This window comes from Variovorax sp. S12S4, from assembly GCF_023195515.1.
Lineage (GTDB): Bacteria > Pseudomonadota > Gammaproteobacteria > Burkholderiales > Burkholderiaceae_C > Variovorax.
The window spans coordinates 4,471,818-4,485,066 of the sequence record NZ_JALPKR020000002.1 but is presented as its reverse complement, the minus strand read 5'-3'; the positions used below and the strand labels follow the sequence as shown (position 1 = coordinate 4,485,066).

Sequence of the window (13,249 nt, the reverse complement as noted above, 5' to 3'; positions counted from 1 at the left end):
CCTCTTCACTACAAAATGCAAAACGGCACCCGCCTCGCAGCGGTCGATCTCGGTTCGAACAGCTTCAGGCTGGAAATCGGACAGGTCGACCACGGTCAGATTCACCGCACCGAATACCTCAAGGAGACGGTGCGCCAGGGCAACGGCCTGGACAGCGCCCGCAACCTCACGCCCGAGGCCATGCAGCGGGGCTGGGACGCGCTCGCCCGGTTTGGCGAGCGGCTGGCCGGCTTCAAGCGCTCGCAGGTGCGGGCCGTGGCCACGCAAACGCTGCGCGAAGCCCGCAACCGCGAAGAATTTCTTTTGCGCGCACGCACCATCCTGGGGTTCGGCATCGACGTGATTCCGGGTCGCGAGGAAGCCCGCCTCATTTACCAAGGCGTGGCGCACATGCTGCCGCACACCGATGCCTCCGACCGGGAGCGCCGCCTGGTGGTGGACATCGGCGGGCGCTCGACCGAAATGATCATCGGCCAGGCGCTCGAGGCCGAGCTCATGGAGTCTTACCGCGTTGGCAGCGTCGCCTGGTCGATGAAGCACTTTGCGGAAGGCCTCTTCACCCCCGCCGCATTCCGCGCCGCCGAGGTGGCCGCCAAGGCCGTGCTGGACGATGCGCTTTCAAGCTACACCCGCGACCAGTGGGACGTGGCCTACGGCGCCTCCGGCACCATCGGCGCGGTGGGCGACGTGCTGGCCGCGGCCGGCGGCGAGCCAGGGCTGATTACCCGAGACGGGCTCGACTGGCTCGTCGACCGCCTGCTCAAGGCCGGCAGCGCCGACAAGCTGCGCATCGACGGCATGCGCGAAGACCGCAAACCCGTCATCGGCGGCGGCGTGAGCGTGCTGCGGGCGGTGTTCGACCTGCTCGGCATCGAAGAAATGAAAGTGGCCCAGGGCGCGCTTCGCCACGGCGTGCTCTACGAGTTGCTGGAACGAGACGAAGGCGTGGCCGATTTGCGCACCGCCACCGTGGCGCGGCTGGCCACCCGCTTCTCGGTCGATGCCGCCCAGGCCAAGCGCGTGGGCGACACGGCCGCCGCGCTGTTCGTGCAACTGGCGCCGGCGGCACGCGGCGGCAGTTCCACCAGCCGCGCCGGCCGGGCGCTGCGCAAACTGGGCTGGGCGGCGCAGCTGCATGAAATTGGCACGCTGGTGTCGCACAGCGACTATCACAAGCACGGCGCCTACATCCTGGACAACACCGACGCGCCCGGCTTTGCCGTGAACGAACTGCACGCGCTCGGCCAACTGGTCCTGGGCCAGCGCGGAAAACTGCGCAAGCTAGAGGCGGCGCTGGACGACGAGACCTTCGTGATGCAGCTGCTGTCGCTGCGCCTGGCGGTCATCCTCTGCCACGCGCGCCGCGATCCCGATCCGCAGGCGCTGCATCTTGCGGCGTTGGGCGCCAGGGCTTTCACGATTGTCTGCGCGCCCGACTGGGCCGATGCCTACCCCCAGTCCGCGCACCTGCTGCGCGAAGAAGTGCTGGCCTGGCAGAAGACCAGCAACTGGCGCGTGGAACTCAACGGCGCCTGAGCCCGTTCACTTTGCCTCGAGTCCGGCGGTGCGGGTAGCTTCCGCGCTGGCCATGCGCGACGACTCGTCTTCACCGAACATGCCGGCATAGGCGGTGTGGAGGATCTCGGAAAGCCCCTGCCGCAGGCCGTCCTGGGCCTTGGCGTTCTCCTGAAGCAGGCCGTCGTAGGCCAGGAAGGCCGGCTCCTCCATGTCGGAAGTGTGGGTCGTCTGGTAGAGAACGGCCTGCTGCTCGTTCTGGAGGGACTGCTCGATCGCCACGAAGGGCTTGAAGCTCGACGTCATGTCGGGCGCCGAATAGATCGTGGTGACCCGAACCACCAACGTGCTGTAGCCGGGCGTGGGCTGGAAGCCGGCTGCGTGCAGCTGCGCGAGCTCGCCGTGCACGCGTGGCGCGGGCGTCAGCTTGACTTCGCGGCCCCCGGTACGCAGCCGCGCCGCCAGCTGCTCGGCGAATTGCCGGTTGAGCGACGCCGCCCCGCTGTTCTTTACAGCGGCCGTGAACTCGAGGGTGCGCCGCTCCATGCGACTGGCCTTCGTCACCCGGGTGCCGACCTCGACACCAAGCGCCACCAGCGTTCCGACCGGCCCGAAAACCCCAGCCCATCCGATGATCGCGGAGCCGCCACCGTCCATGACCGTGAGCTGGTCCTGTTCGTTGTAGACGAGTTCGATCTTCGAGATCGACCGGGTGACGTCGTGGCGAACCTGCGGCGCAGGCTCGGGCGTGCTCGTGGCGCATCCGGCCAAGAGGGCTGCAGCAGCCAACAGGGAAACGAGCGCTTTCATAGGGCATCCGCGGTGAAAGACGGCTGCAACAGCCCTCGCCACCTGGCGCCCGGGAATCCGCGGCACACAAGGCACTTGCTGCGCAATCGCCTTGTGGTTGTAAGTTATGGATGCAATTTGTGACTAAATGCATCTGGCGCAGCCATTGTGCCTACATATGGCTGCCGCGCGGCCCGAATTTGGCCAATTAGTTTACAGTTTTGGGCAAATTTTCTGCCCTCGTCACTGTCAGAGAAGCTCGGGCGACTGAACCGTGACCACGACGGTCTGCACGTCGCCGTCGCGCTCGCGCGTTCGAATCCACCACAGCGCGCCCTTGCGCACCGGGCAGCTGTCCTGCTTGAGCCCCAGCAGAAGCGAGATCGCCTGCCCCACCGAGGGCTGGTGCCCGATCATCAGCACCACGGACTTTCCGTTGGGCCAGCCCGCCGCGCCCAGCATGGCCTCGGCCGTGGTGTCGGGCGCGAGTTCGGAGCGCAGCTTGTATTTGCGGCCGAGCGCGAGCGCGGTCTGCTCGCAGCGCCGCGCGGGGCTGCAGATGATGCGGGTGCCGTCGGGCAATTGCCGGTCGAGCCAGCTTGCCATGCGCTTGGCCTGCTTCTCGCCGCGCGCGGTAAGAGAGCGCTGCAGGTCGTCGCAGCCCTCGGTCCAGTCCTCGGCTTCGGCATGGCGCCAGAAGATCAAGTCCATGCTCATCGTCTTTCGATGGTCAGTTGCTGGATGCATCGGAGTGATGCCCTCGCGATGCATATCGATTCATGAGCGCGGTCTGCGCGCCGTGCGCCTCGACGGCGCGAGAAGCACCCGCCTCGCCGCGATGGGTGTCGTGGTCGACGCGCGTGTAGATCCCGTCGCCGCCAAGATCCCATGCGTCGCGGCCGTCGTGCAGGTAGGCCACCAGGCATTCGTCGATCAGGCGCTGGCGAAGGCTCGGATCGGTGACCGGCCAGGCCAGTTCCACGCGCCGCATCATGTTGCGGTTCATCCAGTCGGCGCTCGAGAGGTAAAGCGACTCTTCCTCGCCGCTGCGGAAATAGAAGACGCGCGAGTGCTCCAGGAACCGACCGATCACCGAGCGCACCCGGATGTTGTCGGTCAACCCAGGCACCTGCGCCGGCAGGGTGCAGGCGCCGCGCACGATGAGGTCGATCTTCACGCCCTTCTGCCCCGCACGCATGAGCGCGGCAACCAGCTGGTCGTCGGTCAGCGCGTTCATCTTGGCGACGATGCGCGTGGTCTCGCCGGTTGCGGCTGCCAGGCTCAAGGCATCGATCTGCGCAATGAGGTTCTTGTGCAGGTCGAACGGGGCCAGCCACATGCGGTTGAGCTTGGGCAGGCGGCTCTGGCTTGCCAGATGGACGAACACCGCTTCCATGTCGGCCGTCAGCAGCGGATCGGCCGTCAGGTGGCTGATGTCGGTGTAGAGCTTGGCGGTGCGCGGGTTGTAGTTGCCCGTGGAAAGATGGCCGTAGCGGCGCATCTGCTTGCCCTCGCGGCGCGTCACCAACAGCATCTTGGCGTGCGTCTTCAGGCCCACCACGCCGTACACCACCTGCGCGCCAATCGACTCGAGCATTTCGGCCCAATTGATGTTGGCCTCTTCGTCGAAGCGCGCCTTGAGCTCCACCACCACCGTCACTTCCTTGCCGCGGCGGACGGCCTCGCGCAGCAGGTCCATCAGTTCCGAATCGGCACCTGTGCGGTAGATGGTCTGCTTGATGGCCAGCACCTGCGGGTCTTGCACCGCCTCTCGCAAAAAGGCGAGCACGCCGTCGAAGCTTTCGAAGGGCTGATGGATCAGCACATCGCCGCGCTGCAGCCGCTCGAAGAACGACTGCGCCGGAGACAGCGTGACCGGGTACGAAGCCGAGTAAGGCGGAAAGCGCAGCTGCGGCTCGTCCAGCAGGTCGATCAGTTGCGTGAGCCGCGCCAGGTTCACGGGGCCGTGCACACGATAGAGCGCCTGCGGCGGCAGGTTGAACTGCGCCAGCAGAAAACTCGCGAGCGACTCGGCGCAACTGGCCGACACCTCGAGCCGCACGGCCTGGCCGTAGTGGCGGTGCTGCAGCCCTTGGCGCAACGCGGTGCGCAGGTTCTTGACGTCTTCCTCGTCGACCGCAAGATCGGAATGCCGTGTGACACGGAACTGCGAGAAGTCGCCCACCTCGCGGCCCGGAAACATGCTCGACAAATGTGCGCGCACCACGCTAGAAAGCGCCACGAACAGCGTCTTGCCGTCGGACACCTTGGCCGGCATGCGAATGACGCGCGGCAGCACGCGCGGCACCTTGACGATCTGGATCGGGTTTTCGCGCCCGAATGCGTCCTTGCCGCCAAGCCGCACGATGAAGTTGAGCGACTTGTTGGCCACCTGCGGAAACGGGTGTGCCGGATCGAGCCCCACCGGAATCAGCAACGGGCGCACTTCGCGCTCGAAATATTCGCTGACCCATTTGCGCTGCGCCGCATTGCGCTCACCGTGCGAAATGATGTGGATGCCGTGCTTGGCAAACGTGGGCATCAGCTCGTCGTTGTAGAGCGCGTATTGGCGGCCCACCAGCGTGTGGGCAGCCTCGGCCAGGCGCTCGAACGACTCGGTGGTGTAGGTGCCCTTCTGGTCGCTGGCGCTGCTGGCGATCAGGTGCGGTGCGGCGCGGACCTCGAAGAATTCGTCGAGGTTGGATGAAACGATGCACAGGTAGCGAAGGCGCTCGATGAGCGGCACCTCGGGCCTGTGGGCCCAATCGAGCACACGCTCGTTGAATGACAGGATGCTGTGATCGCGGTCGAGCAGCGTGAGCGCCGATGCCGCGACCTCAAGTGTCCGGTCAGCGGTAGCAGATTGCATGGGCACTGATTCTGGGGCAAGGGGCACGGGAGCACACGTAGGCGGAAATATGACAGTTTCGTCCTTGTTTGTGACGTTTCCGTGACGCTCCTGTGACGTCGATTGGCCAGTGCCCGGCTCTCCCGAAGCAGCCGAAGAAGCAGATGGCCGGGCAGCGGGCCGGGCGACCGCTGGTTTCATGCGCCCAGAAAGTGCTTGCGGTAGCGCGCCGGCAAGTCGTCGATGCGCATCAGCATCGGCAGGTCCGCGGTGTTGAAATCCGGGTCCCACGCCGGAGCGCCCAGCACCTTGGCGCCCAGGCGCAGGTAACCCTTGATGAGCGCCGGCGGCTCGACGTCGAGCGCGCTGTCCAGGCGTTCGACCGGCAGCGGCAGCCTTGGCTGCACCTGGTACTGAATCGGCGCCATGTGGCTGGCCGACAGCTGGCGCCAGATACTGGCCGCCGCGTCGCCGTTGGTCACGCCGTTGTGTGACATGGGAATGCTCGCGCAGCCGATCATTGTGTCGAGCTTGTTGCGATGCATGAAGCCCGCCAGCGCGCCCCACAGCGCAAGAATGACACCGCCCTGGCGGTGATCGGGATGCACGCAGCTGCGGCCGAGCTCCACCATGCGCTCGCGCAGGTCGCGCAGCCGGGTCAGGTCGAACTCGGTGTCGCTGTAGGTGCTGCCCACACGCCGGGCTTGGGCCGGCGTGAGCACGCGGTAGGTGCCAATCACTTGCTGCGTGAGCTCGTCGCGCACCAGCAGGTGCTCGCAGAAGTCGTCGAACAGGTCGATGTCGTGTCCCGCCACCGGCGTGCTCACGCGTGCGCCCATTTCGCCGACGAACACTTCATAGCGCAAGCGCTGCGCGGCACGCACGTCATCAAGGTGGCGTGCCCAGCTCACCGTGATGCCCTGCTTGGCATCGACGACCGGTGGCACCAGAACCGCAGCGGGCGCCTCGGGCACCGACGTGCGCGCGGCGTTTGCAGCGGCAGGGACGGGCCACAAGGCGGCGCGCAGTCCGATCTGCGACAGCGGAAACGTCGGATTGGGCAGTTCTTTCATTGGGAACCCTTTCTGCCGATGGAGTCTCTGCACTCGCGGTGAAACCGGCATGTCAGCGGCATGGCATTTGCATGACGGTGTTACAGCCTGTTTGGGCCCTTTTCGGGGCTGCCCCATTCGGCCCGCAAGGCTGTCTAATGCGGTGGGTCGCGACACTGGAGTTTCTTTAAATGGCCACAGACGCAAGCAGCAATTTCGACAACCGCCTTCACCAGACCTTTCCCGTTCTCAGCGATGCCGAGATCGCGCGCATTGCGCGGTTCGGGACGGTGCAGCGATTCGCGCGCGGGGAACGGCTCTTTACCGCCGGAGAAACAGGCCCGGGCATGTTCGTGCTGCTCAAGGGCGTGGTGGCCATCACGCAGCGTGACGGCCTCGGGCATGTAGTGCCCATCGTTCGCCAGGGGCCGGGCGAGTTTCTCGCCGAGGTGGGCCAGCTGAGCGGCCGCCCTGCCCTTGTCGACGGCCATGCAGACGAAGAAGTCGAAGCGCTGGTGGTGCCGCCTGCGCAATTGCGCGCGTTGCTCGTGGCCGAAGCGGATCTTGGCGAACGCATCACCCGCGCACTGATCTTGCGGCGCGTGGCGCTCATTGAATCGGGCGCGAGCGGGCCGGTGCTCATCGGCAAGCCCAAGTCGCCCGACATGGCGCGGCTCGAAAACTTTCTGCGCCGCAACGGCCACCCCTATCACCTGGTCGATGCGGCGGAAGATCCCGACGCCGCGGCGCTGCTCGAACAGTACGGCACCTGCAAGCTGCTGGCCGTATGCCCCGACGGCTCGGTCCTGGTCAACCCGGCCGAAGATGCACTGGCGCGTTGCCTTGGCATGGTGGACACCGCCGAGCGCGATGAGCTGTTCGACGTGGCCGTGGTCGGCGCCGGCCCCGCCGGCCTGGCAACCGCGGTGTACGCGGCCTCCGAAGGCCTGCACGTGATCGTGCTCGACTGCCGCGCCTTCGGCGGACAGGCCGGCGCCAGCGCGCGCATCGAGAACTACCTTGGCTTTCCGACCGGCATCTCGGGGCAAGCCCTCGCGGGCCGGGCTTTCGTGCAAGCCCAGAAATTCGGCGTCGAGATGCTCATTCCGGTGAAGGTCACCTCGCTGGACTGCACCCGCAACAACCCGATGGGCAGCCTGCGCATTGCACTGGCCGACGGCCGCACCATCAATGCGCGCACCGTGGTCATTGCCAGTGGCGCGCGCTACCGGCGGCCCGATGTGCCGCGGCTGTCGGAGTTCGAAGGCCGCGGCATCTGGTACTGGGCGTCGGCCATCGAAGCAAAGCTCTGCTCGCAGCAAGAGGTGGCGCTTGTCGGCGGCGGCAACTCGGCCGGACAAGCGGCGGTGTTCTTGTCGCGCCATGCAGCCAAGGTCAATGTGCTGGTGCGCGGCCCTTCGCTGGCGGCCAGCATGTCGCGCTACCTCATCGACCGCATCGAAGCCACGCCCAACATCGAACTGCATCCGCACACGCAGTTGGTCAAGCTGAACGGCGGCTCCGACGAAGGCCTTACCGGCGCCAGGTGGCGCTGCCAAACCAGCGGCGAAGAACACGACTGCGCGGCCCGCAACATCTTTCTCTTCGTTGGCGCCGAGCCTGAAACCAGCTGGCTCGAGGGCTGCGGGGTTTCGGTCGACAAGCACGGCTTTGTGCTGACAGGCGATGCGGCGAGCAGCGGCTTTCCGGCACGGCCCTCCACCGCGCTCGAATCCAGCGTGCAAGGCGTGTTTGCTGTGGGCGACGTGCGCTCGGGCTCGGTCAAGCGCGTGGGCGGTGCCATCGGCGAAGGGGCCGCGGTCGTGGCATTGATTCACCAGCACCTGTCGTCCCACTCGGCCGTTGCCTGATCGGCTTCGCAACGCGGTGCGCGGCGCGCTGCAATTCCCGGCGCTGCACGCATTTGAATGGCCGCGTATATGCTGCCTGCCTCGAATCACAACCCGCAAATCACAACCCGCATATCGGAGCGCTAGACATGCCCGCATCGCCCATCGAGGTTTATTCCTGGCCCACGCCCAACGGCCACAAGATTCACATCATGCTGGAGGAGTGCGGCCTGCCGTACAACGCCCGCCCGATCAACATCGGCAAAGGCGACCAGTTCGCGCCCGACTTCCTGCAGATCAGCCCGAACAACAAGATTCCCGCCATTACCGACCCGGACGGGCCGGACGGCAAGCCGATCTCGCTTTTCGAATCGGGCGCCATCCTTGTGTACCTGGCGGGCAAGACCGGCAAGCTGCTGCCCAAGACCGACCGCGAACGCTACGACGTGCTGCAGTGGCTCATGTTCCAGATGGGCGGCGTGGGGCCCATGCTCGGCCAGGCGCATCACTTTCGCATGTATGCGCCTGAAAAGATCAGCTACGCCATCGAGCGCTACAGCAACGAAGCCAAGCGGCTCTACGGCGTGATCGACAAGCAGCTGTCGAAGAACAAGTTCATTGCCGGCAAGACCTATTCGATTGCCGACATCGCCATCTTCCCGTGGCTGCGCAGCTGGGACAAACAGGGCATCACCCTCACCGACTACCCACACCTGAAGGCCTGGTTCGACGCGATTGCCGCACGGCCCGCCGTGCAGCGCGGCGTGAAAGTGCTGGCCGATTTGCGCCAGCCGATCACCGGCGACAAGGAACGCGAGATTCTTTTCGGCAAGACTCAGTACGAGAAGCGCTGAGAGCCCCGATATTCAAGCTAGAATGGAAGGCTTGTCGGGGTGTAGCGCAGCCTGGTAGCGCATCTGGTTTGGGACCAGAGGGTCGAAGGTTCGAATCCTTTCGCCCCGACCAAGTTTCTTCTGTATCTTTCGTTTTTGCTTCTGTCCGGCCCGGAATCTGCCCGTAGCTCAGTTGGATAGAGCACCTGCCTTCTAAGCAGGTTGTCGGGGGTTCGATCCCCTCCGGGCAGGCCAATCTCCCTCCTCTCTTTAGCCAAAGCGGCTCGGCCGCACTCGCGGGCGCTGTTCGGAACCGAGGCAACAGCCTCAATGCGCGTGGGCCTGGGGCGCTGCTGAAGCCGGCCGTTCGGGAACCGTTACCAAAACGGTCGCGCTGGTCAGAATCTTGTGCGTCGGGTCTGCGACCTCGATCAGCATCTTGTGCACGCCGGGTGTGAGCCCGACGACGATGATCGGGTCCGCACTGGTGTGCGCCCAGGTGCCCGGCCGGTCATCGACCGTCACATGAAGGTGGCCGACACGCGGCGACACGCCGCGTGCGCCCTCGCCGAACACCGGGATGACGCGCACGTTCTCGGTCCGGTACTGAATGATCACGACTCCCCGCGCCAGTGCCTCGGGCAACGGCGGGTACACGACCAGCTTTGCTAGCGACTCCGACGCGATCGGAAGGGTCGGCGCGGGGCGCCCGAGGTCCGTCGCGGTCTCGCCCCCTGCATGGACGGAAGTCAGGGTGAGCGCGGCAAGCGCTGCGGCGGCAAAGAGGGACAGTTTCATGAAGCTTGGGAGAGAGAGCGGTACATCGACTGAACCGGTCTCTCCCGGGTCTTATGCGATGAGTGGATTGAATCGACGGCTTGTATCTCCGAAGTGTCGTGGACCCGGGAATTTGGACGCTCATGTATCCGGATCGCCATCCGACACATGGCCATACAGAAATCGTGAGTCACGGAAGGCGGTCGAGGTCTTGGCAGGTCTTGTAAATAGCGAATTCGGCTGACACTGGCCAGAGAGCCACGATGATCCACTCGCTGGTCGACCATCAGGGGGCGCCATCGAATTCCTCCTTCCACCAGAGACAATGCCGTGAGTTCAGAAGCCGCCCCGCCTTCCCGATCAGACGCGACGGCGGACTCCGTCGCAGACCTGGAACCGCAGATCGCGTTTCTGGACAGCCTCGCCAGAACAACGCAGCCACTGAGCGATCCCGCGGAAGTCATGCAGATCACCGCGCGTTTGCTTGGAACGCATTTGGGGGTCAACCGGTGCGCGTACGCCGAAGTCGACGCCGACGAGGACCACTTCACGCTGACCGGGGATTTCAGCCAGGGTGTCGATTCCATCGTCGGCCGCTACACGTTCTCCCAGTTCGGGCTGGATTGCCTTCAGCTCATGCGCGCCAACCTGCCCTACGTGGTCCACGACATCGACACCGATCCCCGCGCGGCGGGCATGGATCTGAGTGCCTATCGGCTCACTGCGATCCAGGCCGTGATCTGCGTTCCACTGCACAAGGACGGCCGCTTCGTGGCGGCCATGGCCGTGCACCAGCGCACGCCGAGACGATGGAACAAGCAAGAGATCGAACTGGTCCAGCTGGTCTGCAGCCGATGCTGGGAGAGCCTGCAGCGCACCCGCGCCCACCATGCGATGCAGCTGACCAACGAGCGCTTGAACATTGCGCTGGCCGCTGCGGAGATGGGCGACTGGAGCTGGAGCGCGGCCACGGACGTGGTTTCGCTGTCGCCGCGCGCGGCAGCACTTTTCGGTGTTCCGGTTGCCCCCATCACCTGGCATGAACTGGCGCAACTCATTCATGAGGATGACAGGGAACGAACGCTTGGCGCTGTCCAGGCCAGCGTGCGCAGCGGCATGACCTATCGCGAGGAGTACCGCCTGGCCGGGAGCCGCCCGCCGCGGTGGCTGGCGGTCTGGGGAACGCCGCAAACCGATGATGCAGGTGCTGTCGCGGGCATCTTCGGTGTGGTGCAGGAATCCACGGCCAGAAAGCAGATGGAACAGGATCTGCGGGAGGCCGATCAGAAAAAGGACGAATTTCTTGCGGTGCTCGCGCATGAGCTGCGCAACCCGCTCGCGCCCATAGGCCTTGCCGCGCAGATGCTCAGGCAGTCGCCTGACCCTGCCACGCAGAACACCGCCGAACTGATCCGCACGCAAGTCGTCCAGATATCGAGACTGCTGGACGACCTGCTCGACACCAGCCGCATCAAGACCGGCCGCATGACAGTCAAGAAGGAGCTTGTCTACGCGCGTACAGCGATCGATCTGGCGCTGCAAAACACAGGCCCCGAACTGCGCAGACGGAGTCACACGGTGACCTTGCAGGTCGAAGACGACCTCGCGCTCCAGGCCGACCCGGTGCGCCTCGCACAGATCATCACCAATCTTCTGACGAATGCCGCCAAATACACCCGGGCGGGGGCGCATCCAGGTGAGCGCGTCGAGCGCCGGCGAGTTCTGCGAGTTCGTGGTCAGCGACAACGGGATGGGGCTGACGCCGCAATCGCTCGAGCGCATCTTCGAGATGTTCTCGCAGGAGGGTGCCGTGCTCCATCGGCCCGAGGGCGGCCTTGGCATCGGCCTCGCCCTGTCGCGTGCAATCTGCGCCGCACACGGAGGCAGCATCGTGGCGGAGAGCGAGGGCCTGGGAAAAGGCAGCCGCTTCGTCGTGCGGCTTCCCATCGGCAGCATCCCGCTGAAACCGGCGTTGGACAACGCGCCTCCTGTGCTCACCACCAGCGGGCGGCGCGCTGCAAGCATCGTGATTGCCGATGACAACGTCAGTGCCGTGACGCTCCTGGCCGAACTGCTGCGCATGGAAGGCCATCAGGTGCACGTCGCCACCGACGGGGCGCAAGCCCTCGCCATTGCGGAGGCGGTCCGCCCTTCGGTGCTGATTCTTGACATAGGCATGCCCAAGCTCACCGGGTATGAAGTCGCCCAGGCGGTGCGCCTTACACCGTGGGGCCGGCAAGCCTTCCTGCTTGCTGCCACTGGATGGGGCCAGGAGTCCGACAAGGCACGGGCACGCGCCGCAGGTTTCGACGCCCACCTGATCAAGCCCTTCGACCCGATGGAGCTTTTGGACGTCCTCGAACGAAGAGTGGCAATGGCTGGCCAGGTCAGCCCCTAGTTCGCCGGCCGGCCCCTGCGCGCATCTTGCCAAAGGTTCGTTCGATGGACCTGTCGCATCCTCGAGAAGCTCATTGGTGCGGCCTTCTGTCCGCTGTATTCAGGACGCCGCTGTTCCAAGCGCCGCGGCCAGTACGTCTGCCAGGCCGCGACCGCCGCTGCCGTCTTCATCAAGGCGAGGGTTGTAGATGGTGACCTCGAGGCCGACCGCCTTGCCGCTTGCCAAGGCAACGCGAAGCGCAGTCCCCAGTTCGTCCCACGACAACCCGCCCGGCACGCGGAAATCGACGGCCGGCATGATGGCGTCGTCGAGGCAATCGGCGTCGAGGTGGATGAAGAAGCCATCCAGCTCCTCGCGTGTCAGGTGGTCGACCGCCTGGCGCGCCGCGGCCTCGATGCCCATCGCGCGCACGGCGGGAAGGTCGATCGCCATGAGCGCTTTGGGGAGCGGCTGGCTTCCGTACTCCTCCTGATCCTTGTGATCGCGATACGCGAACGCGACCGCGTCTTCGGGGCGGACCAGGGAGCGCAGCCTTCAATGCCGGTCAGGAGCGAGGGGCCGTGGCCGGTGACGAGGGCAAGGTCCATCGAGGCGCCCTCGCCATTGGGTTCCGCCTCGGGCTGAAAGAAATCGGCGTTGCCGTCGATGAAGAACAAACCGTAGCGGCCGCGCCGCCGGAACGCGAGCATCGAGCCCAGGATGATCGTGCAATCGCCGCCCAGCACGACCGGGAATTCGCGCGCGTCGAGCACCGCTTCCACCGCATCGGCAAGGCGGGGTGACCACGCCGCAATGGCCCTGGCATTCAGGACGCCGGTCGCTGGGTCGGGCACAGGGTCCTTCGGCGGCACTGCCAACTGCACGGCGCGCCGTGCACGGATGCGCTCGGCAAGGCCGAGACCCAGGAGCTGCTCGGGCAAGCGCTCCACTCCGTCCGTCGCCAAGCCCAGCGTGGAAGGGGCTTCGAGAATTGCATAGGGAAGTGTCGGCATGGCGCCTCCATAAGCGACTGCAATAACCGAGGATGCCGCCGGCTCGAGGTCCCGCACTGTGGCGGGCGCCGAAGGCAACCTCTACCAGCGCCGACAGGCATCCGCTGCAGTATGGCTCCGCGGCATGAAAAGCGGATGACTTGGCAGCAAGTCTGCGCGCCTTGTGAGTAACGGAACGAAACTCCCTCCCGAGCA

10 protein-coding genes, 2 tRNA genes and 3 pseudogenes are annotated in these 13,249 nt (G+C 65.5%); 8 read left to right on the top strand and 7 right to left on the bottom strand.

Annotation, left to right across the window (positions count from 1 at the left end; translation table 11 throughout):
- Positions 1 to 15 precede the first annotated feature (15 nt).
- Positions 16 to 1,536, top strand: a complete 1,521-nt coding sequence (locus M0765_RS22090; RefSeq protein ID WP_258505925.1) for a Ppx/GppA phosphatase family protein — start codon at positions 16 to 18, stop codon at positions 1,534 to 1,536.
- A 6-nt stretch (positions 1,537 to 1,542) separates the two neighbouring features.
- On the opposite strand, the gene M0765_RS22085 is transcribed toward M0765_RS22090, so the two are convergent.
- The 4 genes from M0765_RS22085 to M0765_RS22070 form a co-directional block, all read right to left on the bottom strand.
- The gene (locus tag M0765_RS22085) at positions 1,543 to 2,325 is read right to left on the bottom strand and encodes a hypothetical protein (protein WP_258505924.1); all 783 of its coding nucleotides are present in this window, start codon (positions 2,323 to 2,325) and stop codon (positions 1,543 to 1,545) included.
- Between the two features lie 228 nt (positions 2,326 to 2,553).
- Entirely contained in the window at positions 2,554 to 3,015 is a 462-nt protein-coding gene (locus M0765_RS22080; protein WP_185868070.1) for a SixA phosphatase family protein, read from the bottom strand.
- Positions 3,016 to 3,034: 19 nt separating this feature from the next.
- Complete coding sequence (gene ppk1, locus M0765_RS22075) at positions 3,035 to 5,173, bottom strand: polyphosphate kinase 1 (RefSeq protein WP_258505922.1); 2,139 nt, start codon at positions 5,171 to 5,173, stop codon at positions 3,035 to 3,037.
- A gap of 176 nt (positions 5,174 to 5,349) precedes the next feature.
- The gene (locus M0765_RS22070) at positions 5,350 to 6,225 is read right to left on the bottom strand and encodes a GNAT family N-acetyltransferase (RefSeq protein ID WP_258505921.1); all 876 of its coding nucleotides are present in this window, start codon (positions 6,223 to 6,225) and stop codon (positions 5,350 to 5,352) included.
- 170 nt (positions 6,226 to 6,395) lie between these two features.
- Between M0765_RS22070 and M0765_RS22065 the strand changes: the two genes are divergently transcribed.
- The 4 genes from M0765_RS22065 to M0765_RS22050 all read left to right on the top strand — a co-directional run bounded on the left by M0765_RS22065 (position 6,396) and on the right by M0765_RS22050 (position 9,142).
- Positions 6,396 to 8,075, top strand: a complete 1,680-nt coding sequence (locus M0765_RS22065; RefSeq protein WP_258505920.1) for an FAD-dependent oxidoreductase — start codon at positions 6,396 to 6,398, stop codon at positions 8,073 to 8,075.
- Between the two features lie 128 nt (positions 8,076 to 8,203).
- Positions 8,204 to 8,908 (top strand): glutathione binding-like protein, encoded by a 705-nt coding sequence (locus M0765_RS22060; RefSeq protein ID WP_258505919.1) that lies wholly within the window; start codon positions 8,204 to 8,206, stop codon positions 8,906 to 8,908.
- Positions 8,909 to 8,943: 35 nt separating this feature from the next.
- Positions 8,944 to 9,020: transfer RNA gene (locus M0765_RS22055), tRNA-Pro, on the top strand.
- Positions 9,021 to 9,065: 45 nt separating this feature from the next.
- Positions 9,066 to 9,142, top strand: a tRNA-Arg gene (locus tag M0765_RS22050).
- 72 nt (positions 9,143 to 9,214) lie between these two features.
- Here the strand turns inward: M0765_RS22050 and M0765_RS22045 are convergent.
- Positions 9,215 to 9,685 (bottom strand): DUF6130 family protein, encoded by a 471-nt coding sequence (locus tag M0765_RS22045; protein ID WP_258505918.1) that lies wholly within the window; start codon positions 9,683 to 9,685, stop codon positions 9,215 to 9,217.
- Between the two features lie 309 nt (positions 9,686 to 9,994).
- Here M0765_RS22045 and M0765_RS22040 point away from each other — a divergent pair.
- From M0765_RS22040 to M0765_RS22035, 3 genes and pseudogenes are all read left to right on the top strand, one after another.
- A pseudogene (locus M0765_RS22040) lies at positions 9,995 to 11,134 on the top strand (GAF domain-containing protein); the annotation flags it as partial.
- A 190-nt stretch (positions 11,135 to 11,324) separates the two neighbouring features.
- A pseudogene (locus M0765_RS29540) lies at positions 11,325 to 11,552 on the top strand (sensor histidine kinase); the annotation flags it as partial.
- A 138-nt stretch (positions 11,553 to 11,690) separates the two neighbouring features.
- On the top strand, positions 11,691 to 12,062 hold the full coding sequence (locus tag M0765_RS22035; protein WP_258505916.1) for a response regulator: 372 nt from the start codon (positions 11,691 to 11,693) through the stop codon (positions 12,060 to 12,062).
- 99 nt (positions 12,063 to 12,161) lie between these two features.
- Here the strand turns inward: M0765_RS22035 and M0765_RS22030 are convergent, their stop codons facing one another.
- Together M0765_RS22030 and M0765_RS22025 are read right to left on the bottom strand one after the other, a co-directional pair.
- Complete coding sequence (locus tag M0765_RS22030) at positions 12,162 to 12,584, bottom strand: arginase family protein (protein WP_258508386.1); 423 nt, start codon at positions 12,582 to 12,584, stop codon at positions 12,162 to 12,164.
- 110 nt (positions 12,585 to 12,694) lie between these two features.
- Positions 12,695 to 13,054 (bottom strand): annotated as a pseudogene (locus tag M0765_RS22025) (arginase family protein); the annotation flags it as partial.
- Positions 13,055 to 13,249 lie beyond the last annotated feature (195 nt).

Coding starts and splice junctions, on each gene's coding strand:
- M0765_RS22090 (WP_258505925.1), top strand. CDS start 16: ATGCAAAACGGCACCCGCCTCGCAGCGGTCGATCTCGGTTCGAACAGC.
- M0765_RS22085 (WP_258505924.1), bottom strand. CDS start 2,325: ATGAAAGCGCTCGTTTCCCTGTTGGCTGCTGCAGCCCTCTTGGCCGGA.
- M0765_RS22080 (WP_185868070.1), bottom strand. CDS start 3,015: ATGGACTTGATCTTCTGGCGCCATGCCGAAGCCGAGGACTGGACCGAG.
- ppk1 (WP_258505922.1), bottom strand. CDS start 5,173: ATGCAATCTGCTACCGCTGACCGGACACTTGAGGTCGCGGCATCGGCG.
- M0765_RS22070 (WP_258505921.1), bottom strand. CDS start 6,225: ATGAAAGAACTGCCCAATCCGACGTTTCCGCTGTCGCAGATCGGACTG.
- M0765_RS22065 (WP_258505920.1), top strand. CDS start 6,396: ATGGCCACAGACGCAAGCAGCAATTTCGACAACCGCCTTCACCAGACC.
- M0765_RS22060 (WP_258505919.1), top strand. CDS start 8,204: ATGCCCGCATCGCCCATCGAGGTTTATTCCTGGCCCACGCCCAACGGC.
- M0765_RS22045 (WP_258505918.1), bottom strand. CDS start 9,685: ATGAAACTGTCCCTCTTTGCCGCCGCAGCGCTTGCCGCGCTCACCCTG.